This window comes from Streptomyces sp. NPDC041796 (assembly GCF_055590785.1).
Genome location: NZ_JBVJAH010000024.1, coordinates 1 through 22,321, shown reverse-complemented (window position 1 = coordinate 22,321; position 22,321 = coordinate 1). Strand labels below are relative to the sequence as shown.

Below are 22,321 nucleotides of genomic sequence, written 5' to 3'. Positions count from 1 at the left end.
CATTCGGAGGGTCTGGGAGGACGTAGACTTTCGGGCGCGGCGTGACCACCAACTCCTGGAAGGCACCCCCGGATTCGCATATGCCCGGGGGTACCCGCCTCCGGCTACGAGACCGGCGACCAGGAAGGAGGAACGATGGTCAACACCGCAACGGACTGGGGCTTCTGGAACCTCGTCTTCGCGATCTTCGTGTGGCTGCACGCGGCGTCGACGAAGGAGTAGCACCCGATCCGCAGGGACCGTCTCCCACAGCCAGGGGGGCGGTTTCCTGTTATCTGTCTTCCTACGTTTCTCTTCCTGAGCGCACGGCATGCAGTACTTCCGTGCTTCCGTGCAAATCCAATGTATCACCGAGATTTTAAAATCTGCCCCGCCAGGTTGGTCTCCCAGGATGTTCGTGCCCGCAGATGGCCGTACAGACCCCTTCTCGGACCTGTTTCGCCATCCGCTGTCCGTCTCCGGATCCGTGTCGGGCCTCAGACGGCCCGCTACGGCACCTTTCGCGGTTTCGTGACACGTTTTCAGCGTCCCGTGGACGTGGATTTGCCACCTCATCTACGTCCAGCGAGGCGTCGATCCGCGTAGTTCCCGGTTCCGACGGCCGCTGAGGCGGGGTCGGCGAGCTCTGTCAGGGCGTGCACGGCGGCGTCCATGCGGTCTGGGGAGTCCATGCCGGGAATCCAGGTGACCATCTGTCCTTCGAGCTCGGTGAACTCTCCAACGTGGTGCACCTTGCCCTGCTTGTACAGCTGCGCGATCGGCTCCGCGCGTAGCCGTTTGCCCTGCTTGGCGTGAACCTCGATGAGGGCAGGCATCAGCATGCCGCCGGTGTCGCCCTCGCGTTCCAGCTCGGTCCAGGCCTGCCGTACGACTTGGGCGGCCATGTCGCCGCCGAAGTTGTTTTCTACGACGATGGCGTCGGCCTGCCGGTCGATGGCGAGTTTGCATACTTCGGTGCCCCAGGTGTCGGCGCCCATGGTGCGGGAGCGGTCGTCCAGGACGTACAGGTGGCCGTCGTCGTCGCGGGCCGCGCACACGAGGCCGACTTCGTCGTTGCGGATGGTGTCACCTCCGGCGTGGTCGACGGCGACGACTACACGCGCTGGGGTGATGCCTGGCCAGGCCTCTTCCTTGGTCCGGTTGCCGGTGATCCATGCCCACTTCCATACGCCGCCCTCAAGCGGGCGGGGCTTTTGCTGGTACAGGGCGTACCAGATGCGCTCGCCGACGGACTCGCGGGTGTCGGCGAGTTCCTGGGCGTCGTACTGGGCGGGCCACAGGGGTTCGCCGATGGCGCGGCCGATGGGGTCGTCGGTTCGGTCGGCGATGGCGGGGAGGTCGATCTGGAGCCAGCGGTGGGGCTCGTGGGCGAGGAGCCGGCCGGAGAGGTCGTCTTCGTGCCACCGCGTGTTGATCAGGATGATGGAGGCGCCGGGGGCGCGGCGGGTGAAGAAGACGGAGCGGTACCACTCCCAGACGCGTTCGCGCTGGGCGGGGCTGGCGGCGTCGTCGTGGCCTTTGAAGGGGTCGTCGATGATGCCGAGGTTGAAGCCTTTGCCGGTGAGGCCGCCGCCGACGCCAGCGGTGACCATGCCTCCGCGGACGCTGGATCCGCGCTTCTGCTCGAGGTCGAAGCGGTTCGCGGCGTGGGAGGCGGCGTGGAGGCGGATGCCGAGGGCGGTGGGGTATTCGCGGAGCTGGTCGCGTACCCATCTGCCGTGGTCGTCGGCGAGGTCGGCACCGTAGGAAGCGATCATGATGCGGTGTTCGGGGTGACGGCGCAGGTACCACAGGGGCCCCCACCGGGAGGCGCGCTGGCTCTTGCCATGCCGTGGGGGCATGGTGAGCATGACCTGGAGTCGTTCGCCGGCTGCGATGCGGCGGAACGCTCCGTCGATCAGCGCGAGGTGTGCTGCCTGTTTCTCCCGGCCTTCGGTGAGGACCGCGGCCATGGCGCCAGGTGAGTGATCCAGGGCCATGTCGCGTTCAATGCGGGCGAGCTTGCGCCGGGTTTCGCGGGTGGCGCGTGTGGCTACCCGGCGGCGCTGCTCGGCGGGGAGGGTGCGGTAGCGGGCGAGGAACTCGGACTGCCGGTCAGTCGTCGCTGTCGTCATCGTCGTCCGCGGTGTCCTGGTCGTCCTCGTCTTCGTCGTCTTCGTCGTCTTCGTCGTGGTCGAAGACGGGGATGTCGGCGTGCTCCTGGTCGGAGATGTCGATCAGGGCTTGCAGCTCGGACAGTTCGCCACTGCTGAACGGGATGGCGCCGCCGTCCGGTCCTGAGATTTCGGTACGGACGGGCACCTTCACCCCGAGGAGGTCGGTGAGGTCGACGATCAGTTTGCGTGCCTGTTCGACCGAGCGGACCTCTCCGGTGAGGGCGTCGGGCATGACGGCCGCGAGGAGGGATTCGAGACGGTCGGACTGGATCTGGCGCCAGAGCTCGGCTTCCTGGATCTCCAGGTCCCGGGCTTTGCGTACGGCGCGGGTCAGGTCCTTCGATGCGGCGTTCGGGCTCATCTCGAAGTGCTCGGCGATCGCTGCGATGGACTTTCCCTCGAGCTTCATGCGGAGCATCTCTGCTCGACGCTGAGCGGTGAGGGCTTGCTTCGCTCGGGATGCAGGCATGGCGGTGGGGCTCCCGCTCTTGGTCAGGCCCCGCGCCCTGTCACGAATGATCCCCGATTCAACGGTTCTGGCTCCCCCGGGTGGTGGAGGGTGGGATTCTGCGCGGCATGAGACATGTGCGAAGGGTGGGGGCTGCTGCGGCTGGTCTGGTCGTGGTGGTGCTGGCCGCTGGTTGCGGGGGAAAGACGGACGGGAAGCCGGCCGCGGCAAGCTCGCCGCCGACCGTGGAGACGACAGCGCCGGAGGCGACGCCGACGGTGCCGGAGTACCCGCCGACGCCCGCAGGGGAGTTCGACAAGCTCGCCGACTCGAAGGGATGGCAGGTAGGCATTCACTACACGTCGCCATCCGCGTTCGTGCAGGACATCTGCGATTCGCTGCCGGACAGCGCGGCGGACTCGTCGACACGGCCGCAGTGGCTGGTGGAGTCGGGGCAGATGGACGGCTACGGCGCCGTGGTCTTGCAGGCCGGGGTGCCGAAGCTGTGCCCGGAGTGGACGAGCGCGGTGAAGGAGGCGGTCGCGGGGCGGTACGACCAGTGGTTTGGTGACGGCTCGTATGAGGTGTCGCCGAAGCCGCCGCACACGAATGACGCGGCTGATGTCGAGGCCGGCACGTTCGACACCGACGAGACGTCCGGGTTCTCTAGGATCCCGCCAGGCAGGTACCGGGTGAAGGGCCAGATCAGGGACTGCTACTGGGAGCGGACGTCGTCGTCTGGGGAGATCCTGGACAACAACTTCGCGACGTCGGCGCGGGAGATCACGGTGACGGTCCGTGAGTCGGACGGCCAGTTCACGTCGGAGCGGTGCGGGGTGTGGAAGCCGGTGGGCTGAGCGCCCTAGGTGTGGGGCGGCCCCGCCACTCGGGGGGGGAGTGGCGGGGCCGCTGTGCTCGGCGGCGGTCGGGGGTGGGCCGGCCGAGCTCGGGTCGACGTCCTTGTGCCCCGGGAACGCGTCGTCATGTGTGGGGGTTACGGCCTGGCCGGGAGTTGGGCGCGGGGACACCGGGCTCCCGGCCAGGCTGTGCACTTCTGATGCTGGCGTACGGGGGGCTGGTTGTCCGGGCCGGTATCCCCCGCCCTCCCCGATTCGCGTGTTCTGGCCTTCGGTCACTTGAGTCGCTCGTTACTGGTCGCGGCTGGTGAGAGGGATGCCAGCGGCCTGGAGGGCGCGTTTGAGGGGACTGTGCTGGGCGGTGACGCGGGGGTCGAGGTGGGCGATGAGGAGCCGCCCGTCGGACAGACGGGCGGTGACCTTCATCGTGCGGGTGGTGCTGGGCACGGTGGGGGCTACTCTCCCGGCTCTGGGGTGGGCTCGTCGGCGGGGGCGGGGCCGTAGCCGTAGGAGCCGCGGACTTCCTTGCCGTCCTTCATCTGCCGGTGGATCTTGTCCTTCTTGACGAGGCGGGACAGGGCGTTGTCGAGGGTGGAGCCTTCGAGGCGGGTGATGGCGGCGATGGTGTCCTTGTGGGTGTAGACGGTTTCGAGGCCGAGGGGGTCGTCGAGGTCTGAGAGGGCTTTGAGGATCTTCTCGTCGGCGGTGGCGGGCTTCTTCGGCAGGTCGACGCCGCTGGTGATGAAGACGGGGCTGTCGCCGTCGGCGTCGCCTTCGCTGAGGATGGGTGTGGCGGCGATTTCGTCAACGCGGTCCAGGTCGCGCCAGTCGGTGGGGCGGGCGACGGCATCGTGGTCGATGTAGGGGGCGGCGGACTCGAGGAGGAAGGTCCGCATCATCTCGGCGGCGCCGCCGGGGCCGAGGGTGTAGCCGAGGCCGAAGGTGGAGCGGGGGTCCTGGAGTGCCACCTTCTCGTCGTAGATGAGGGGCCGGTCGACGTCCCAGGCGGCGGGGATCTGGCCGGGGTCGACGCCTTCGAAGCCGGTGGTGGCGAGGTGGGCCTGGTCGGAGTCGGTGCGGAACATGACGAGGGATCCGCCCTGGATGACGTTGGTGCGCAGGGCGGTGGAGCCGCCGAGCTTGTCGGCGTTCACGGCCTGGTTGACGACGCAGAGGATGATGCCGAGGGAGCGGGCCTTGGCGGCGAGGGCCTCCAGGATGATGCCGGCTTCCTTCTTGTGCTCGACGAGTTCGGACAGCGGGACGTGGGCTTCGTCGAGGATGACGCGGACCCAGGGGCGGTCGGGGGTGGGCTGGAAGTTCTTCATTTTCAGGCGGGCGGATTCTTCGATGCGCCACTGCATGAGGGTGTAGGCAACGCGGAGGGCGCCCATGCAGCCTTCCTCGCCGAGGCCGGAGTAGGTGGCCATGGCTTCGACGTCGGGGTTGGAGGAGCCCTTGGGGTCGGCGTAGATGATGGCGTGGCCGTTGACGTGGTCGGCGAGGGCGACGATCTGGACGAGTCCGCCCTTGCCGGAGCCGGTGACGCCGGCGATGAAGAGGTGGCGGGCGCCGAGGACGGGGTCGGTGAACTGGACGCGGGCGGGGAATCCGGAGACGTGGCGCCCGATCTGGACGTAGCCGCCTTCGCTGATTTTGAGGACGTGGGTGCCGGGGAAGGGGGTGCCTTCCTCGAGGGGGTTGTGCTTCATCAGGCGGATCACGCCGCGGCGGGGGTTGCCGGGGGTGGGTGAGTAGGAGCAGAGCAGGGTGGTGGTGCGCAGGGCGCCGGCGAGGTCTTCCTGGCTGGGGGTGGTGAGGCGGGGGGTGTCTTCGTCGGCGACGACGACGGCGACTTCGCCGCCGGTAGCGGGGTCGGTCTGGACTTCTTCGAGGTGGGAGCCCTTCATGACGGCGGGGGCGACCCACTTTTTCCAGGCGCCGGCGAGGGTGGTGGGGTCGAGCTCGGCGGGGCCCTGGAGGTTGACGGTGAGGTGGCGTTCGCCCTCGTGGGCGCCGGAAGTCAGGCGGATCCAGTCGGTGGGGATTTGGTAGACGGAGGAGATGACGGCGGGGGTGACGGTGACGGCGGCGCCGGTGGGGGCGGTGATGGTGCCGGTCCAGCGGGTGGGGCTGAGGGTGCGGACGACGAGTTCCTGGCCCTTGTGGGTGCCTCCTGTGGGGTGGGAGATGTGCGCGGCCCAGCGCTGGAGGATCTGCTGGGCGCCGGTGGCCGGGGGCTGAAGGAGCGGTTGGGCGGGCCCGGCGGCGGGGGCGGAGGCAGGTGTGGTGGCGCGGTGGGTGCGGGCGAGGACGCGGCGGAGCTTGAGGGGCACGAGGGCGACGGCGGCCCACCAGCCGAGGGAGAGGATGCCGGGTACGGAGGGCAGGGTGAGGGCGCCGGCGAGGAGGGCGTCGGCGTATTCGGGGCCGCCGAGGGTGCCGAGGCTGAGGGCCATGCCGGTGGTGAGGGTGGAGATGAACAGGGGGGACTTGTGGGCCTCGGCGATGTCGCCTGCGGGGAGGTTGCGGGTGAGGCCGGGTGGCAGCTTGTTTACGTAGTTGGCGATGTTGAATCCGGCGATGCCGCCGTAAGCGAGGGCTGCGGTGAAGGCGGCGCCGCCGTCGAGGAACGGGGCGACGACGCCGGTGACGACCGGGGCGGCCGCGGTGGCCAGGGCGATGCTGCGTTCGGTGGAGGAGGCGCTGACGGCAGCCGGGCTGTTGCCGGGGGTGGGGGTGGGGTCGGTCATGGCGGGGGCTCCTTCGAACTGGGCGGAGGCGGGCAGGGGCGGGGTGAGAGCCGGGAGGCGGCTTGATGGCCTCCCGGCGGCGGGGCGGCCGGGGCTATTCCTGGCGGAGCCACTCGCGGTTCAGGTCGAAGACGTTGGTGACGTTGGAGCGGGAGACGGCCTCCTGGATTCCGCTGTGGGTGGTCTGCGCCTGGTCGTGGGCGGCCTTGGCGGTTTTGGCGGTGGTGTCGCTGGCGGAGGCGTACGCGATCGCAGCCTGGGAGACGCCCTGCATGATCCGGGCGACCTGCTTGGTCTCGGCGACGGTGTCGTTGTCGACGTTCATTGAGGCGATCATTTCGGCGACGCGGGCGGTGTCCTGGGCGTCTTCGTCGATGCGCTTGGCCCTCGAGCGGATCGCCTCGGCAGCGCGGGCGGTGTTCACCTGGAGATCGGCGACGGCCTTCTGCAGCTGCTTGTATGTCAGGTCGGCCATGGTCAGCTCCTGTAGAAGTCGAGTTCGGCGGGCAGGAGCTCGTCGGAGTCGACGACGGCCTGGTAGATGCCGCCGTAGCGGGTTTCGGCGTTGGTGAGGACGACGCGGCAGGCTTCGGCGCCGCGGACGGCCCGCTTGTGGATCTCCTCGGCTTTCCCGGCCTGGACTTTCGCGGCCTCGGCCAGCTTGGTCAGGGCGCCGGTGAGCTTCTCGCCGCCTTTGACGGCCTTGGCGTCCTCGAGGAGCTTCATGGCGCGCTTCGCCTGCTGCTCGGCGTGCGCTTTGAGGCCCCGGGTTTCCTCGGCGACCTTCGTCATGGTGTCGGCCTTTTCCTGAAGGCGCCGCTCGAAGGACTTCAAGGAGCGGACCTCGCTGCGGGTCATGGACTGGCGGGCGGCGCCGTCGCCGAGGTGGACGTGGGTGCCGGTGACTTCCTTCACGCCGATCGGCTGGGGCTGGTGGTAGTCCGCGCTGCTGGTCACCGGCTGCTCCTTGTCTCGGGCGGTTTTACGGTCGGCGTGGGCGGCGTCGAGGCGGGCTTTCTCGCGCTGGGCGGCTTCGGTGGTGTCGCGGTATCCGTCTTTGACGCCGTCTTTGTAGGCCTTGGCGTGGGCGACGGTGCGGGCGGCGCGGGTGCCGTCGCGGTAGCCGGCTTCGCGGGATTCGCGGGTGGAGAACGGTTTGCCGTTCGGGGTTGCGGCGGGGTTCGGCTGGCCGGGCTGCGGCTTCGGCTGGGCGGGGTTCGGCTTGTCGGGCGCGGGGGCGGGGGGCTCGTTCTTGGTGGCGTCCGTCGTCTTCGGCTCACTGCTGCCGGTGCTCTTGGGCTCGGGGCTGGTGCCCTTGGCCTTGGTGGCGCCGTCGCTGGGGGTGTTGCCGGCGGGGGCCGGACGCTTGGGGCGGAGCTTGTCGAGGATGACCTTGCCGCCCGTACGGCCTGGCGCGGCGGCGTCCTTGGTACCGGGCGTCTTGCCACCGCTGGCGCCGGTTGTGGGTGTGGCCGGGGCGGGGCCGGGGGGCTTGGGGGTGGGGGCGTCCTTGCCGACCTTGCCGGTGGACCCGGAGGAGCCCTGGGATCCCTTGCCGCCGCTCGACGGGCCCGTGCCGGTGCCCTGCTTGGGGGTGTCCGCCTTGTAAGGCTTCGGCGTAGAGGGCTTGGGGGTGTGGGGAGTGTCCTGCTTGGGCGCCTTGGCCGGAGTCTCGGGCCGCGCGGGCTTGGGTGCCCTGCTGGGCTGGTCGGCCTTCGTCTGCTGCTTCGGTGCTGTGCCGCCGCTGCCCCGTCCACCGGAGCCCTGGCCGCCACCTCCGCCACGGTTTCCGGCACCGGAATTCGGGCCTGCATTTCCGCGCCCGGCGGGACCGTTCGGGGAATTCCTGTTTGTGTTCTTCGGGTCCTTTACCGCGCCGCCCGCATTTCCCTTGCTGCCCAGGGATTTTCCGCCTCCGGCAGACGCGGGAGCGGGTTTCGGTGCGGGCGCGGCGGGGGCGTCGGCCTTTTTGATGTTGACCGTGCGGGATTCTTTGACCTGGTTGGCCTGGGCTTTCGCCTTGGCGAGGTCGAGGCGCTTGTTGTGGGTGCCTCCGCCTTTTGCCCAGCGGGCGGCTCCGGCCAGCAGCCACGCCTTGAACACGCTCTGCTGGGCGCGCCCCTGACGGGCCGTGGAGCCGCCGGTGGCGGTCGCGGGGGTGGTGTCGGTCTCGGCGTGATAGGCGGCGCTGGAGGCGCCGTCCAGGGCCGCCTCACCGGCAACCGCGGGCGCGCCGGCCGCTGCCGGGTCGAGGGTGAAGGCCGCCGGGCGGGCCGGTTCCACAGGGGCGATCATGGACACGAGAAGGCCCGGCGCCTGCCCCTTCTCAGGGGTGCTCGACGCCGCAGAGTTCGGGTCGCTGGGGCCCGGGACGGCCGCGGTCGGGCTGTCGGTCGACATCACAATCCTCACTGGGTGGGGGCTACTTCTCCCTTACTCCCGCCGCGAAAAGGACCCGCTCACGGGCCTGTAGGGGCCGGGGAGGGGTGATTTTCGCGGCGGTGAGAGGTGAGAAGTAGTCAGGCCGGGTTGCTGCGGGTGCTGCGCTTGGCGGCCGCGAGGACGCCCAGGGCGAGGACTCCGCAGCCGATCAGGAGGCCCTCGTTGACGTCCCCGCCGACGGCCGGGGCAGAGGCCTGCGAGGAGCTGGCCGCCTGAATGTCGGTCAGGCCCGTGGTGGCGGTGTACTGGGCCTGGCAGTCGTCGACGATGTCGCGGTAGCGGGGGGCGCCGTAGCCCTTGCCGACCAGGTGCGTCTTGCCCTTGACGCACGTGTCGACGGACGCCTGGCGGGCCTGCTCCACGGTGAGCGCGACCTTGCGGTTGACCTCGGCGGCCCGGTTCATTTCCCGGAGCTTTTCCAGCTCGAGAGCGTCGGCCTTGAGGGCGATTTCCTGCGCTTTCGCTTCCTGCTCGGCGACGTTGGCGGCGTGGGCCTGGTATCCGATGAGGCTGCCTCCGGCGATAACGGCTGCTCCGATTCCCAGGGCGGCCTTTCCGCGCTTCGTCAGACCGGGCTTCACGGTAGTGGCGGGGGCGTTGTAGGGGTTGTTGTCGAGGTATTCCGGCACTGTGTTTCCCGTGTTCCAGTTGGCGGTGATCTCGTCGAATTCGCGGTTGTGGTCGTTCATTTCACTCTCCTCGGGTGCGGGCGCAGGATGCGGCGGTGACCAGCAGGTTTTCGACTTGGGGCCAGGTGCGTTCGGGCAGGTCGTTCCAGGCGAAGAACGGCATGTCGGTGCCGTCCTGGGCGAGGGTGTGCTGCAGGTAGGCGACCGCGCGGTGGCGGGCGGTGGGGGTGACGTGGCCGGTGTATTCGAGGAGGGTCTGGGCGCCTCGGATGCACATGCGGCCGGTGGGGCTGAAGTCGAGGGACTTGCCCCAGCCGTACCGTTCGAGGACGGCGATTGTCTGCTCCAGGTGAGCGGACGGCCCGAGCGGGACGGGGTTTTGCCACCAGCCGAGGTCGGCCATGAGGTTGCGGACGGCGGGGGGCAGGAGGCGGTGCGTACGGGAGGGGTAGTCGGGGGCCGGCGGCCGCACCCGCCCCGGGCGGAGGACCGGGACGGACACGGGCGCCGCGGGGGCGGGGGGCTGGCGGACGGCTGGGGCCGCGGGCTGAGCGGCCAGAGGGCGGACGCGGCTCACAGGTACAGCCCCGTTCCTTCGCTGATCCGCTCGCGGGCTTCCTTGAGCCGACGGCCCGCGGTCGCCGGGCTCACGCCGAGGATCTGAGCCGCCGTCGACTTCGTGAGCCGCTCACCGAGCTTGAGCCGGTGAGCCAGCGTCAGGATCTGCTGCTGCTTCTCGTCGGTGTCCGCCTCGGGCTCATCGGTCTCAGCGGGGGTCGTCTCACCGGTCGGCTCACCGGCGGCCTGGTGGGGGTTGGCCAGGACCGGCTCAGCCGGGCTCAAGACGGGCTCACGGCGAAGCTGCTGGTCAGAGGGCTGGATGATCGGGCGGTGCTCGGTGAGGGCCGGGAGGTGCTGGTCGCGTGCCATGGGGGTGGGCTGGGCCAGGCTCACCGTGCTGCCCACCGGCTCAACTGTCGGCTCACCCGGCTCAAGGGCCCGGCTCACGGGGACGGCCGGGTAGGGCTCAACGGTGCCGGTGAGCATGGCGAGGAGAGCCACGTCGGCTCCCTGGGTGAGCCGGTCACGCTGCACGGCGATGAGCCCTGAGCCGAGCTCCGCGTCCCCGTCACCGATCCGGCTCATGAGCTTCCACGCCTTGAGCGCCGACCGGGAGCGGACTGAGTCCTTGGGGTGCCGCTGAGCCCGGGCTGCGTGGTAGGCGATCCGGCGCATGATGTCGGCGTTCCGGCGCTGGGCCTCGACGTCGACTCCGCCGGTGTGGGCGACGATCCGGCGGGCGAGGAAGCTGATGCCCTCGGCGGAGGCGGTCATGGCGAGCGGGGTGAGGGCGTAGACGACGGCCTCGCGGGGGCCGGGGGCGATGGCCAGGCCCAGGGCGGACGCGGCGGCGGGCAGGAGCCACAGCGCGGCGCGGACGACGAGGGGGGCGGCCTGGCCGAGCATCGTCACGCCGATCATGACGAGGGAGGCGACGAGGACGGCGCCTTCGCCGGCGGCTACGACACCGATCGCGGTCTCGGACTGGTGCAGCTGGGACTTGGCGTTGGCGTAGGTACCGACCGCGCCGCCGATCCCGACGGCGATCATCGGGATCGTGGCGAGGGCGAGGACCCAGACCTGCCCGGTGGTGAGGTGGCGAACGGGGGTGTGAGGGGTGGCCCCGTCGGTACGGGGCTGCTCCCCCGTGGCGGGGGTGTGCGGCTCGAGGCCGGCCGGGGTGGGGTTCACGGGTGGTGGTGTCCCTTCGTGCGGTGGAACCGGGGGGGGCAGGCGGTCGGCCTGAGCGGGGGCCGACCGCCTGGGGGGGTCAGCGGTGGCTGTCGGCCGGGTCGCCGGCGAGGGCGGCGACGTCCTTGATCTGGGCGCGCTGCCGCTCGATCTCCTTCTCCAAGCGGCCGACGAGCGGCGTGTGGGGGTTGAAGGAGTAGCTGCTGCGCTGGTAGTCGTCGCTGTCCCCGACGACCCAGGCGCTGGCGTCGAGGCCCATCTCCTTGGCGACGTCCTCCCAGTACGGCAGGTCGTCGTAGCTGACGCGGCTGCGGTACTTGTCGACGAGGTCGACGATGGTCCGGCCCGCGGTGTCGAAGGTCTGGGCGGCGGCGCGGGCCGTGGTGTGGGCGTCGACGAGTTGGAGGGTCTGGGCGCGCCAGCGGCCGTCGGTGAGGTCGCGGAAGGCGTGGAAGGTGGCGTCCATGGCCTTGCGGGCCCGGATGTAGGTCTGCCAGGCCAGCTCAGCGGCGCTCAGGGCGGGCTTCAGCTCGCGCCGGTAGCGGGCAATGTTCCACAGCTTGTACGCGACGTCGTACTCGTCGGCGAGGGCCCGCCACTGGTCGCGCGGCATGTCCGGGTCGTAGGGCAGGTGCTTGGGCTCGGGCTCGAGACCGGTGAAAGCGCGGAAGCGGTAGTTGATCCGGGTGCCACAGACGGTGGTCTGGGTCTCGGCGGAGAGGAAGTGCGGGTGGTGGACGACGGCGGGCGTGGTCACAGGGGTCTCCTTGGGGAGGCGCGAGTCGTCGAGGCTGTGGGCGAGGGAGATGGTGCGGGCCATGGCGGGTGTCCTTCCGGTGGTCAGGCGGTCGGGGTGACGGGGGTCAGGCCGCGGCCGTGTCGGGCGGGTTGGCGCGGCGGGCGGCGCGCTGGGCGAGCTCGTCGGCGGTGGCGAGGTCGACGACGACCTGCGTGCCTTCGGCGTGGCGACCGAGGACGAAGCGGCCTGTGGCGGCGGCCGCGGTGTAGGCGGGGTGGGCGATGTCGGCGAGGACCTCGAAGGTGTCGAAGTCGGCCGGCTGCCAGGCAGGGATGTCGCCGTAGCTGTTGCGGATCTGCTTGGCGCGGAACTGGGCGGCGGTGATGGTCACGGGGGTGGTCCCTTTCAGTTCGGGAGGACGGTCCAGGTGCCGTCGATGGGGCGGATGGTGACGGCGAGTCCGGTGACGTGGCCGCCGTGGGCGGTGACGGAGCCGGGGTGGATCTGGTCGAGGCGGTTGAGGAGGTCGGCGAGCTGGTAGGCGAGGAGCCGGGCGCGCTGTTCTTTGTCGGCGAGGTCGTCGGCGGTGCCGGTGTGCATGTGGTGCTCCCTTGCTGGTCGGGCTCGGCACCGCCCCACCAGGGGGGTGGGTGGGGCGGTCCCGGGCTGGGCCAGGAGGGGTGCGGGGCCCGGAAGGGGGGCGGGCCCCGCGGTCGAGGGGGTTAGCTGGGGTAGCTGCCGGTGCGCTGGTAGTGCTCCCAGGCGGCGTCCTGCTCGGCGCGGATGGCGTCGATCTGGTCGCGGGTCTCCTGGATCCGGCTGCCGGTCTGCTGCTGGCGGGTGTGCTGGGCCTCGTCGTGGCTGCGACCTGGGTTGCCGGTCTCGCGTTCGGCGCCGGTCTGGATGTGGAGGATGCGGGCGATCCGTCCCATAGCGGGTTCCTTCGCGTTGGAGGGTGGCGGGGCCCGGCCGTTGTCGGCATCCGGCGCGGGCCCCGCCGGGAGGGGTGGTCAGAGCGCCGGGCTGATCGCGCCGGCCGCGTCAGCCGCGGGCTGGTGGAGGTCGGGTTCGTCGAGGGCGAAGGCGGTCTTCTCGCCAGCGGCGAGGGCGGCCTTCTGCTGGTCTTCGGTCAGGGCACGGAGGCCGGGGTTGGTGGACGAGTTGGTGAGGTGCTGGACGGTCCGGCCGAGGAGGGACAGCAGGTCCGCTCCCGTGGATCCGGCGATCCCGGCGCATAGGGTCTGCGTCTCGTCGGGGGTGTGGGTGGCGGTGAGGGTCTCGCGGAAGCCGTCGAGGATCTGCGCCATGCCCGGGAGCCAGCGCAGCCCGTCGAGGTCGTCGAGGAGGATCTCGAGGTCGTCATCGAGGGGCGGGATCGCCATGTCCGGGCCGGACATCAGAGGTCGTCGTCCATGTCCGTCGGGATGTGCCCGAGCATGTCGTCGATGGCGCGCGTGGCACGCATCCGGTCGGCCGGGGCGACGCTGCTGAGGACAGCGTCGGTGAGCGCGATCAGGTCGACGCCGTCGAAGTGGTCCTCGACCTGAGCGACGATCAACGGGTCCGGGTAGGTGCCCGGCTCGTGCAGGTTCGTGTCCCAGGCGATGGCCTCGGCGGTCGACACGCTGTCGTCCACGGCGGCCGCCAGGAGGGTGTAGTCGATCGGGTCGGGGCAGTCGCGGTAGTTGGCAGTCGACTCGGTCGCCCCGGTCAGCGCGGCGGCGGCCCGGGCGGAGAGCGGCGCGTCGCCGATCCACTCGCCCTTCGCGTTCCGCACGGTGATCCGCATCGCGGTCTCGTCACCAGCCGGGGTCAGGCGCTGAAGCTGCGCGAGGAGTTCGAGGGCCTGGAGGTCGTTGCTGTCCATCACGCCGCCACCGCCTTCAGGACCCGGTCCGAGCCGGTCCAGACGGCGCACGTGGCGTACTCGGCCTGCTGGCCGGGACGCGGGTGGAGGTCGCGGACGATGACCGCGAACTGCGCCGCTCGTCGCCGGAGAATCCGGCGGGCCTCGGACGGGCTGGTGACCACGTCCAGAACGCGGAGGTTCGTGACGCCGTCGGAGTAGACGACCCCCGGCTGACGGGGCCCGATCTCACGGGCCACGACCTGGGCCAGAGCGGTGTTCATGTCCGGGTCGGACACTGGGATGGGACTGGTACTGCGTGTGCGATCCTTGTCCATGCGGATCGGCCTCCTGGTAGAGCAGGTAGGGCAAGGTCTGCGTCCAGGGCCCGGTGTGTCAGCACCGGGCCCTTTCTGCTGCCGCCTTGGCGACACCCATGACGCTACTCGCACCCTCAGTGCGAGTCAACACAGTTACCGAAGTTTTCCTTCAGGCTAGCACTAACACTTCAGATGTGAGACTGTGTCCATGACGATTCAAGGAGGAGAAGTGACAAGCGGATACGCACTCAGCGTGCGGTTCACCACCCGCGACGCCGACGCAGCAAAGCGGTTCGACGCCCTCGTGGAACGCACGATGGAGGGCATCCGCGACGAGCCGGGAACCCTGGTGTACGTCAGCCACGTGCCCGTGGATGAACCGCTGGTGCGGGTCTTCTACGAGCTGTACGCCGATGAGGCGGCGTTCCTGGCCCACGAAGAGCAGCCGCACGTGAAGCAGATGTTGAAGGAGAGGGAGCAGTACCTGTCCAGCACCGAGGTGGCCTTCCTCCACGAGCAGGTCGGCAAGAGGCCGGCCGGACCGGAGGCGACGTGAAACCGAAGGGCCAAGAGGTCGACCCGAAGAACCGCGCCTTTGGGATGCATGTCCAGCGGCTCCGGAAAGACCGCGGTCTGACGCAGAAGCAGTTGGCCGCTCGGATGGAGAAGACCGACAGCTGGATGTCCCAGGTTGAACGGGGCGTCCAGCCGGTTGAGCGGATGGACGTGCTGCAGCAGCTCGCTGACTCGCTCGGCGTGTCGATGCAGCAGCTCCGGCCCGGCGCGCCGCTACCCAGCGACACGTCGACCAGCGTTCCGGCAACCGTGTTCAAGGCCAACGACTTGGACGAGGCGCGCCGGCTCATCTCCGGGCACCCGGCCATCGGAACGTTGCTGGGGGCGGCGCGTCCCGTGCCGACCAAGTCGCTCGAGGAGCTGGAGGCCGCGGTCGATGAGATGTGGGACCTCACCCACGCCGGCGAGTTCGCGGACGTCAGCGCCCGACTGACCGACCTGCTACCCGATCTGGAACAGACCGTACGAATCGTCGAACGGGAGCAGAGCAGCGCCGCCTACCTGCTACTCGCGCGGACGTATCAGGCTCTGGCCGCCGCGTTCGTGCGGCAGAACCAGGCTGACGCGGCATGGGTGGCAGCAGACCGGGCCATCTGGGCCGCCGAACGATCGGGCGACCCGCTCCATGTAGGCGCTGGCGTGTACCGCATGGTCCAGGCGTTCGTGCGGCTCCGGGATCTCGGCCAGGCCGAGCACGCTGCACGCACCGCCATCGAGCCACTCCAGGAACTCGACCAGCGTGGGGACCTCACCGTCGAGGGCGTGTCCGTCCTGGGCTCCCTTCACCTGGTGCTCGCGCTCGTCCACGCCCGCGCCCACCAGCGATCCGAAGCCCGAGAGGAGATCGCCAAGGCCAGGGCTCTTGCCCAGCGGATAGGGCAGGACCGGAACGACTTCAACCTCGAGTTCGGCGTGACCAACGTTGAGATCCAGGCCGTCTCAACCGCGGTGGACTTGGGCGACGCTGGCGAGGCCCTGGACATCGGCCGATCTGTGAACGCCGAAGCCCTCTCGCCCGAGCGTCAGGGCCGGCTGTTCATGGACCTGGGGCGAGCACACGCGCAGCGGAGGAATGTCGGCGAGGCTGTCGCCTGTCTGCTGCGCGCGGAGGAGCTCATCCCGGAGACGGTCCGCACGCACGTGGCAGCCAGGAAGGCCATCAAGGAACTAGTCCTGGTCGAAGGGGCTGGCGCGCCACCCGAGCTGATGGCGCTGGCAGAGAGGTCTGATGCCTTGGAGTAGGACCGACCGTTAGACAGATCGCTCAATGACGGCCGACCGGTCACCACAACCGGCCGACCGTCCCGTGGCCGCCGACCTGCGAAGACAGACGGCCACGTGAACCACCTCTGCTGAAGGGTTCGTGATGAGCCTACGCGCTTTTACGAGACTCGTGAAAAGTCGGTTCCACCCCTGGAGGGACCGATGAAGAACCGGCCTGCCGACCTGCCCTCGTTCGTCACATTCGCGACTGGCGCGGAGCTGCTCCGGCGCCTCGGTATCGATCCCGACGCCACCCCCGACTCTGTCCGGCACCTCGCCCGTACGCGCGGAAAGAAGTGGGCGTTCGGCGACGGACCCGGCCAAACGCCGTACGGCAAGGTCGCCAACGCTCGAACGATGGACACCAAGGTCTTCCTGGACCACCTAGAGGCCGAGCCCCCGAACCCGCACGGGCGTGGCCGGGACCGGAAGCCGCGGGCCAGGAAAAGCACGTGAGGGGCTTACGCGCTCGAGGAGCGCCGGCCCTGGAACGCACGAACGGCCGAGGAGTTCGCAGCTACCCCGGCCGTTCAAGCACCTCAGCGGATCGCAGCCCGCTGATCAAGAGAACGCCCGCCTGGTCAAAGAACGAGGTCCTCATCATGAGGGTAGCGGCATCTCGCGCTACGCGAAGTAGCGCCCCCACGACGATCACCAGCACAGAGCAGGTGACGTCATGAACGAGAAATTTGACCCCTCCGCCGACGAGATCATCCCTGTGGAGTGGCCGACCTTCTACACGCCCGTCCCAGTGTGGGTTCTGCTGTGCGGGTGTACGGCTCAGGCGTACCGCATGTACGCCTTCCTCGCGGAGCACATCAACAACCGGACCCCTGGGCAGCGCATCGCCTTCCCTTCTCAGAAGGCCATCGCCCGGGCCATGAACCTCAAGGACTACCGCGATGTCGCCAAGTACCGGGACGAGCTCGCGGCCTTGGGAGCGATCCGGTTTGAGCCGTTCCGGTACGCGGGCGGGATGAGGCGCCGGTACCGCTACTGGGTGCGATTCAACCCGCCCGAGGGGCATGCCGGCCCGCTCTCGCTCACCGACTTCTACGAGGCCAACCCGGACGTTAAGGCGAAGCGCACGGCGTCACCCCGCGACGTGGCGATGGGAGAAGTAGCAGGTCAGGACGGATGTGGGAAAAAACCCACCTCCGAGAGTGGGGAAAATCCCACATCGCGGGGTGGGGAATCGCCCACCGCCCAACAACCAGACCAACGGGAACCAGACCCACAAGAACCAGATGCGGCGCCTTCGGCGCGTAGCGCCAATGGATGCCGTCAGGCCAGTGCAGGTAGTAAGGGCTCGAGCAAGAGCGGCTCCGCCGCGTCCGGCAAGAACATCACTCCCCGTCTCACCAAGCAGCAGCGGCAGCAGGTGCAAGCCGTGAGAGCCCTACTGCCGCCGGACCTGAACCAGGCGCTGGGCGAGCGGCTGCCGCGGAACGTCTCCGACGCGATCCTGGCCGGGTTGGCACCAGGCGCGCCCCGGGAGCGGACCGCGCAGCAGCTGGTGCAGTTCCGGGTGGTGGCCCGCTGGGACGGCTACTGGGCGGCCAGGTTCTATGCCGGCGACCTGACCCAGGACGGAAGGCCGCCGTATGGGCCACTGCTCGCCATGCTGAAGGACACCGCCGAGTGCGGGAACCTCGGCTGCGAAGACCGCGTAGACATCCACACCGGAGACGACTGCACGGCCTGCCGCGTTCGAGCCGAGGACCAGCGCAGCGACCGACAGGGCTCACCGGACACCGAAGGGATGTCAGAGCCGACCGCTACGGTGCCCAAGCAGGCTTTCGTACCCATGCAGTGCTGCGACCGCTGCGACCGCGGGTTCCGGTCCCATGCCCCTGGCCTCTGCCGGGACTGCCAACTCGATCCGGCAAGTGTCTGAGGGGGAAATGTGATCTACGTGATTGCCGCTGACGGTTCGCCAGCCGTGAAGATCGGTCTTGCGGCCGCTCCTGCCGAGCGAGTCCAAGCCCTCCAGACCGGCAGCCCGTCCAAGCTGACGCTGCTGTGGACCTGTGAGGGCGGCAGGGGCCTCGAGGGGCACCTACACGCCACGTTCGCAGCCTGCCGGGTACGGGGAGAGTGGTTCGACCTGACTGCGCTCGGCGACCCGGTCCAGGTAGTCCAGGAAGCCGTGCGCAGCGCCGGTGGGACGCTCTTGCCAGCCCCGCGTCGGCAGCGTGCGGCTCGCCAGCAGGCGCCCGCACAGCCACTTCGTGCTGAGCAGCGGTTCGGTGACCTTGTCGAGGTGCCCACCGCATCGTTCCCGCGGTTCTCTGATCGCTTCCCGGAGTCAGCAAGGCCGGCTGCGCAGCCTGGCTGCATCCGGAATTGGCGAGGCGAGTGTCACCGCCCAGCGGGGACGGTCTGCGACTGCTGAGCAACACCAACACATTGCGCGCGCCATGCGTTATGACTTAGCGTTGGGGGCGCCAGGCGGAGCCGGATGGACCCCGGTTCCGCCTGGCCCACCCCATGCAGGGTGCGGTCAGAGCTTTCCACCACCGACCGCACCCAGGAGCCCAACCGTGACAATCCAGCCGCGACTTGACCAGAACCCCGCCCTGCTCCTCGCCCTCCTGCTCGGCCTGTACCTGGTCGGGCAGATGACGACAGAGCAAGTAGTGGCTCTGGGAGCCCTCGCACAGCTGGTCATCACCATCCGGACCGGCCGCCCCTGAACGGCCGGCCCCGTCCCCCTACTGGCCGGTATCGCCCCAAGCACCCTCATACCGCGAGAGCCTGACCCACGGAGGTAGCCGATGCCGGACGACCAACGAGCAGTGATCGAAGCCGCACGAGTGCACGCGCGTGCCCGGCGCGCGGGAGAGCTGTTCTACGACACGAACGACTACAGCGACGACGTACTCCTGGAGAACTGCGACTGCGGCGGCGCCCAGTCCGATGATCCTCTCAATCACGACTGGCACGACACTGACTGTGCAGGCCTGCACGCCATCGCCCCGGAGGAGAAGTAGTGATCGAGAACGACTTCGAGTACGCGCCCGTGATCTGCGACGGCTGCGACGGAGACGTGTGCGACGAGTGCCGCGGCTGCGATTGCCCGGGCAACCCATGTACGGCAGGCCCGGGCGGCCACCAGTAGCCGCGGGCGCAGCAGCAGTTCGCTGTCGGACCGGTCGGGCGGGTAGCGGGACAGGACCGTCATGGGCGGGACAGTAGCGGCCGAGGCCCTGCCGCTCACGCACCGGCGCGGCCGCGGCCGCGCTGTGCCGGCTCCTACCGTCGAGTGACCGCACGCCATCCAGTAATTCATGGGCCTGTTGGGCCACTAGGGTGTCCGGCATGTCGATGGACCGAACGGCGGCAAGTCTGCTCATCCGCATGCACATCGCTCTCACGGACCTGGGTCAGGAGCCCGACAACCCGCAGCAGCAAGACGAGCTTGTCCTTGAGGAAGCGGTGAAGGTTGCCCAGAGCGAGCCGGAGCTCTTCGACGAGCACGACCTGTGGCAGGCCGGTCTCCGCAGCACCGAGGCCCATGCGCCGAACTGCTACTACGGGTACGACCACTAGCCGACGTTGGCGCCCAGGCCAACGCAGCGACCCGCCGCCTCGGTTGCGGCGGCGGGTCGTGTGCATGTGCGGAGTGGGCGCACAACACCCTCTGTCGGCACGGGACGCACCCGCGCATCGGTACAGCCCTCCGCAGGCCGTTGCCAGCAGGCTAGCGCAGCCGGGCTCCGGAGGGCGGGCGTGGCGTGCAACGCGGCTACGGGTCTTCCACTTCCTCCGCGTCTTCCACTTCCTCCAGCTCCGCCTCGTACGGCAGGTCAAGGTCTGCCAATTGGCGCGCCACCTCGTCGCGGGCATCGCCGGGGACGGCCACCCGCAGGTACAGCGGACCGTCCCCGCCGGGACGCTCCGTCAGCATGCGACCAGAAAATCCCGTCTCCAGGGCCGAGAGCGCGTCCCATGCCCTGTCGAGGTCGGGCTCCTGCACTTGCATGGAGACCACCGTGCGGACCATGAGGATCACCCGCCTTGCTCGAACACCTGTCCTCATCGTCTCCCCGGTGGCGTGGGGTCGCCACCGGCCGGGGTAACCAGGCCGGGGCAATACCGGCGCCGGTTCCGGGTCACGCTGGGCAGGCAGCCCGCCCCGAGCCCCGCGGAGGCCCCCGTTGACCGAGCCCGAGCCCTTCCACACCAGCGACCACGCCACCCTGTACCTCGGCGACTGCCTCGACCTCCTCCCCGCCCTGCCCGACGCCTCCGTCGACGCGATCGTCACCGACCCCCCGTACGGGCTCGCCGAACTGCCCGCCACCACAGTGACGGCCGCCATCACCGCCTGGGCCAGCGGCGACCGGGCCCACGTCCCCGACGGCCGAGGGTTCATGGGCCGATCCTGGGACCGGTTCGTGCCCCCGCCCGCCGTGTGGGACGAATGCCTCCGCGTCCTCAAACCGGGCGGGCACCTCGTCGCGTTCGCCGGCTCTCGCACCGTCGACCTGATGGGCCTTTCCATACGCCTCGCCGGATTCGAGCTCCGAGACAGCATCAGTTGCTCTACTGGTGCGCTGGCTTGGTACTATGGAAGCGGATTTCCCAAGTCAAAGGCGGTGTCGCGTGACAGAGCTGTCTGCCAGTGCCTGCCCGATGTGCGCGACCCCGCTACCGAAGCTGCCGCCGAGTCAGCAGCGCAAGTACTGCTCTCGGACGTGCGCGGGAGCAGCGAAGCAGACGCTACCCACGTCTCTGACTTGCACGGTCTGCCGGTCTTCCTTCACCCCGACTTCTCGGTACCAAGCGGCTCGGAAGAAGACGTGTTCTCCGGAGTGCGCGGCACGGGCGGTCAGCAAAGCTCGAGCAGAGGCGGAGAGGCGTCCTCGGCTCAGGCTGGCGGCGCTCACGTGCCTGGAGTGCGGGACGGAGTTCCAGCGCCCTATGGCGTGGCTGAAGGGCGTGAAGTCGCCGACGTGCAGCCGCAGTTGCAACGGGAAGAGGCGAGGTCGGGAACTCACGGTGCACGCCGGCAAGGGGCGGGCTGCCTGGTCAATGGAGACCACGGAGCGGTGGCGACAGCAGATGTCGGGCCAGAACAACCCGGCCTGGAAGGGCGGGGTCACGTACAAGCGGCCCAAGGGGAACTACATCGGGCCCAGGTACGTCAGGTGTCCAGCGGATCTGATGGTGATGGCCCGGTCGGACGGCTACATCATGGAGCACCGTCTGGTCATGGCTCGCTGGATCGGCCGTCCGCTGCTGCGCACCGAGGTCGTGAATCACATCGACCACAACCCGCGGAACAACGTCAGGGAGAACCTGGAGCTGTATCCGTCGAACGCGGATCACAAGCGGGGCGAAGCTGGCCGATTTGTGGCAGGTGTGGCAAACCAGCTCTTCCTGCCGGGCTGGGAACAGCCATCAAGCCGGCATGGGAGCCGATCATCCTCGCTCGGCGCCCTTTTGCCGGCACGGTTGCCGCGAACGTGCTGGAGCACGGCACCGATGCGCTGAACATCGAGGCGTGTCGGGTGGCTGCCGCAGATGGCGGGAGCAAGGTGTCGGCGGTCCGCAGCGAGGTAGGCCGGGACAAGATTTACGGTCGCGACTTGTCTAAGCCTGGGCCCGTCGAGTACGTGACACCCGCTGCCGGCCGGTGGCCGACGAATGTGGTCTTGTCGCATCCTCCGGTCGTCGACGACCAGGGGATGCCGGTCGGGGATGCGTGCGCGACGGGGTGCGTGGAGGGCTGCCCCGTAGCCGAGTTGGACACGCAGAGCGGGTGGAGCCAATCGCCGTCCAGCACGGGGCGTGGCGCCGGGGGACAGCACGGCACGTACTCCCCGCTAGGTGGCCAGGGGCGGGTGCCGACGCCTGGCGACAGTGGCGGGGCCTCGCGGTTCTTCCCGGTGTTCCGGTACCAGGCGAAGGCGCCGTCGAAGGAGCGGCCGCGGCTGGCGGACGGTACGGCGCACAGCACGGTGAAGCCGCTGGCGCTGATGCGGTGGCTGGTGCGGCTGGTGACGCCGCCCGGGGGCTTGGTGCTGGATCCGTTTGCGGGGTCCGGTACGACGCTGGAGGCCGCGGTCCGGGAGGGCTTCGAGGTGGTGGGGATAGAGCAGCACGAGCCGTACGCGGAGCTGTGCCGGGAGCGCTTGTCGAAGCCTGCCGAGGCTCTGCTCTTCGACGACGTGACCTGACCGGCCTTGCGGTGGCGTGGGGTCGCCACCGGCTGGTTCGCGCTCTTGCCGCCCAGCCCGGACCCGGTCACCGTCGGTATCGAGTCATCGAGCCGAGGGGGAACACGTTGGCCAACCCGCCCGCACCCACACCCCACCCCGTCACCCAGTGGACCGGCCGCGCCCTGCTGTGGTGGGCCCGCATCCTCCAGAACACCGTCGCGGGCGGTCCCCGCCGCAAGGCCCACGTCGCCCGCCGGAACGCCGCCATGCGCGCCGCTCACGCCCGCGGAATCGACCGCGACACCATCACCCGCACCATCGGCCTGTCCGGCGAGCAGGTACGCAAGGCGCTGCGCGGGGAGCCGACCACCGA

At 69.5% G+C, this 22,321-nt stretch carries 29 protein-coding genes; 12 read left to right on the top strand and 17 right to left on the bottom strand.

Annotated features, from left to right (window positions below; genetic code table 11):
- Positions 1 to 551: 551 nt before the first annotated feature.
- The gene (locus ACZ6C1_RS33080) at positions 552 to 2,114 is read right to left on the bottom strand and encodes a terminase large subunit domain-containing protein (RefSeq protein ID WP_469246127.1); all 1,563 of its coding nucleotides are present in this window, start codon (positions 2,112 to 2,114) and stop codon (positions 552 to 554) included.
- On the bottom strand, positions 2,095 to 2,625 hold the full coding sequence (locus tag ACZ6C1_RS33075; protein ID WP_469246125.1) for a sigma factor-like helix-turn-helix DNA-binding protein: 531 nt from the start codon (positions 2,623 to 2,625) through the stop codon (positions 2,095 to 2,097). Before ACZ6C1_RS33075 ends, ACZ6C1_RS33080 begins: the two co-directional genes overlap by 20 nt.
- Before the next feature lie 152 nt (positions 2,626 to 2,777).
- On the opposite strand from ACZ6C1_RS33075, the gene ACZ6C1_RS33070 reads away from it, so the two are divergent.
- Positions 2,778 to 3,461 (top strand): hypothetical protein, encoded by a 684-nt coding sequence (locus ACZ6C1_RS33070; RefSeq protein ID WP_469246123.1) that lies wholly within the window; start codon positions 2,778 to 2,780, stop codon positions 3,459 to 3,461.
- Positions 3,462 to 3,752: 291 nt separating this feature from the next.
- Here ACZ6C1_RS33070 and ACZ6C1_RS33065 read toward each other — a convergent pair whose 3' ends face one another.
- The 14 genes from ACZ6C1_RS33065 to ACZ6C1_RS33000 form a co-directional block, all read right to left on the bottom strand.
- Positions 3,753 to 3,908, bottom strand: a complete 156-nt coding sequence (locus ACZ6C1_RS33065) for a hypothetical protein (RefSeq protein ID WP_469246122.1) — start codon at positions 3,906 to 3,908, stop codon at positions 3,753 to 3,755.
- Positions 3,909 to 3,916: 8 nt separating this feature from the next.
- Positions 3,917 to 6,214, bottom strand: a complete 2,298-nt coding sequence (locus tag ACZ6C1_RS33060; RefSeq protein ID WP_469246120.1) for a type IV secretory system conjugative DNA transfer family protein — start codon at positions 6,212 to 6,214, stop codon at positions 3,917 to 3,919.
- 94 nt (positions 6,215 to 6,308) lie between these two features.
- The gene (locus ACZ6C1_RS33055) at positions 6,309 to 6,689 is read right to left on the bottom strand and encodes a hypothetical protein (RefSeq protein WP_469246118.1); all 381 of its coding nucleotides are present in this window, start codon (positions 6,687 to 6,689) and stop codon (positions 6,309 to 6,311) included.
- Between the two features lie 2 nt (positions 6,690 to 6,691).
- Positions 6,692 to 8,509, bottom strand: a complete 1,818-nt coding sequence (locus ACZ6C1_RS33050; protein ID WP_469246116.1) for a hypothetical protein — start codon at positions 8,507 to 8,509, stop codon at positions 6,692 to 6,694.
- A 224-nt stretch (positions 8,510 to 8,733) separates the two neighbouring features.
- A complete protein-coding gene (locus ACZ6C1_RS33045) occupies positions 8,734 to 9,345 on the bottom strand; it encodes a hypothetical protein (RefSeq protein ID WP_469246114.1) in 612 nt (203 codons plus the stop codon).
- Position 9,346: 1 nt separating this feature from the next.
- Complete coding sequence (locus tag ACZ6C1_RS33040; protein WP_469246112.1) at positions 9,347 to 9,787, bottom strand: DUF6197 family protein; 441 nt, start codon at positions 9,785 to 9,787, stop codon at positions 9,347 to 9,349.
- A 71-nt stretch (positions 9,788 to 9,858) separates the two neighbouring features.
- Positions 9,859 to 11,037 carry a hypothetical protein gene (locus tag ACZ6C1_RS33035; RefSeq protein WP_469246110.1) on the bottom strand — a complete coding sequence of 393 codons (1,179 nt, stop codon included), beginning with the start codon at positions 11,035 to 11,037 and terminating at the stop codon, positions 9,859 to 9,861.
- Between the two features lie 79 nt (positions 11,038 to 11,116).
- The gene (locus ACZ6C1_RS33030; protein WP_469246109.1) at positions 11,117 to 11,857 is read right to left on the bottom strand and encodes a hypothetical protein; all 741 of its coding nucleotides are present in this window, start codon (positions 11,855 to 11,857) and stop codon (positions 11,117 to 11,119) included.
- A 43-nt stretch (positions 11,858 to 11,900) separates the two neighbouring features.
- Positions 11,901 to 12,167: a hypothetical protein gene (locus tag ACZ6C1_RS33025; RefSeq protein WP_469246107.1), complete on the bottom strand. Its 267-nt coding sequence runs from the start codon at positions 12,165 to 12,167 to the stop codon at positions 11,901 to 11,903.
- Between the two features lie 14 nt (positions 12,168 to 12,181).
- Complete coding sequence (locus tag ACZ6C1_RS33020; protein ID WP_469246105.1) at positions 12,182 to 12,376, bottom strand: hypothetical protein; 195 nt, start codon at positions 12,374 to 12,376, stop codon at positions 12,182 to 12,184.
- A 122-nt stretch (positions 12,377 to 12,498) separates the two neighbouring features.
- Positions 12,499 to 12,708, bottom strand: a complete 210-nt coding sequence (locus ACZ6C1_RS33015; protein ID WP_469246103.1) for a hypothetical protein — start codon at positions 12,706 to 12,708, stop codon at positions 12,499 to 12,501.
- Between the two features lie 78 nt (positions 12,709 to 12,786).
- Positions 12,787 to 13,173, bottom strand: coding sequence for a hypothetical protein (locus tag ACZ6C1_RS33010; protein ID WP_469246101.1), 387 nt, complete (start codon positions 13,171 to 13,173; stop codon positions 12,787 to 12,789).
- Positions 13,173 to 13,643, bottom strand: coding sequence for a hypothetical protein (locus tag ACZ6C1_RS33005; protein ID WP_469246100.1), 471 nt, complete (start codon positions 13,641 to 13,643; stop codon positions 13,173 to 13,175). Before ACZ6C1_RS33005 ends, ACZ6C1_RS33010 begins: the two co-directional genes overlap by 1 nt.
- Positions 13,643 to 13,906 (bottom strand): hypothetical protein, encoded by a 264-nt coding sequence (locus ACZ6C1_RS33000; protein ID WP_469246098.1) that lies wholly within the window; start codon positions 13,904 to 13,906, stop codon positions 13,643 to 13,645. Before ACZ6C1_RS33000 ends, ACZ6C1_RS33005 begins: the two co-directional genes overlap by 1 nt.
- A 265-nt stretch (positions 13,907 to 14,171) precedes the next feature.
- Between ACZ6C1_RS33000 and ACZ6C1_RS32995 the strand changes: the two genes are divergently transcribed.
- The 8 genes from ACZ6C1_RS32995 to ACZ6C1_RS32960 all read left to right on the top strand — a co-directional run bounded on the left by ACZ6C1_RS32995 (position 14,172) and on the right by ACZ6C1_RS32960 (position 19,333).
- Complete coding sequence (locus tag ACZ6C1_RS32995; RefSeq protein WP_469246096.1) at positions 14,172 to 14,498, top strand: putative quinol monooxygenase; 327 nt, start codon at positions 14,172 to 14,174, stop codon at positions 14,496 to 14,498.
- On the top strand, positions 14,495 to 15,760 hold the full coding sequence (locus ACZ6C1_RS32990; RefSeq protein ID WP_469246094.1) for a helix-turn-helix domain-containing protein: 1,266 nt from the start codon (positions 14,495 to 14,497) through the stop codon (positions 15,758 to 15,760). Before ACZ6C1_RS32995 ends, ACZ6C1_RS32990 begins: the two co-directional genes overlap by 4 nt.
- A gap of 183 nt (positions 15,761 to 15,943) precedes the next feature.
- Complete coding sequence (locus ACZ6C1_RS32985) at positions 15,944 to 16,237, top strand: hypothetical protein (protein WP_469246092.1); 294 nt, start codon at positions 15,944 to 15,946, stop codon at positions 16,235 to 16,237.
- 220 nt (positions 16,238 to 16,457) lie between these two features.
- Entirely contained in the window at positions 16,458 to 17,678 is a 1,221-nt protein-coding gene (locus ACZ6C1_RS32980) for a hypothetical protein (RefSeq protein WP_469246090.1), read from the top strand.
- 9 nt (positions 17,679 to 17,687) lie between these two features.
- Positions 17,688 to 18,176: a GIY-YIG nuclease family protein gene (locus ACZ6C1_RS32975; RefSeq protein ID WP_469246089.1), complete on the top strand. Its 489-nt coding sequence runs from the start codon at positions 17,688 to 17,690 to the stop codon at positions 18,174 to 18,176.
- A 148-nt stretch (positions 18,177 to 18,324) separates the two neighbouring features.
- Positions 18,325 to 18,477, top strand: coding sequence for a hypothetical protein (locus ACZ6C1_RS32970; RefSeq protein ID WP_469246087.1), 153 nt, complete (start codon positions 18,325 to 18,327; stop codon positions 18,475 to 18,477).
- A gap of 81 nt (positions 18,478 to 18,558) precedes the next feature.
- Positions 18,559 to 18,774: a hypothetical protein gene (locus ACZ6C1_RS32965; RefSeq protein WP_469246085.1), complete on the top strand. Its 216-nt coding sequence runs from the start codon at positions 18,559 to 18,561 to the stop codon at positions 18,772 to 18,774.
- Positions 18,775 to 19,102: 328 nt separating this feature from the next.
- Entirely contained in the window at positions 19,103 to 19,333 is a 231-nt protein-coding gene (locus ACZ6C1_RS32960; protein WP_469246084.1) for a hypothetical protein, read from the top strand.
- Positions 19,334 to 19,529: 196 nt separating this feature from the next.
- Here ACZ6C1_RS32960 and ACZ6C1_RS32955 read toward each other — a convergent pair whose 3' ends face one another.
- A complete protein-coding gene (locus ACZ6C1_RS32955; RefSeq protein WP_469246082.1) occupies positions 19,530 to 19,796 on the bottom strand; it encodes a hypothetical protein in 267 nt (88 codons plus the stop codon).
- 911 nt (positions 19,797 to 20,707) lie between these two features.
- On the opposite strand from ACZ6C1_RS32955, the gene ACZ6C1_RS32950 reads away from it, so the two are divergent.
- The 3 genes from ACZ6C1_RS32950 to ACZ6C1_RS32940 form a co-directional block, all read left to right on the top strand.
- On the top strand, positions 20,708 to 21,280 hold the full coding sequence (locus tag ACZ6C1_RS32950; RefSeq protein ID WP_469246080.1) for a hypothetical protein: 573 nt from the start codon (positions 20,708 to 20,710) through the stop codon (positions 21,278 to 21,280).
- A gap of 350 nt (positions 21,281 to 21,630) precedes the next feature.
- On the top strand, positions 21,631 to 21,966 hold the full coding sequence (locus ACZ6C1_RS32945) for a DNA methyltransferase (protein WP_469246078.1): 336 nt from the start codon (positions 21,631 to 21,633) through the stop codon (positions 21,964 to 21,966).
- 107 nt (positions 21,967 to 22,073) lie between these two features.
- On the top strand, positions 22,074 to 22,321 hold a 248-nt coding region (locus ACZ6C1_RS32940; RefSeq protein ID WP_469246076.1), incomplete at its 3' end, for a hypothetical protein.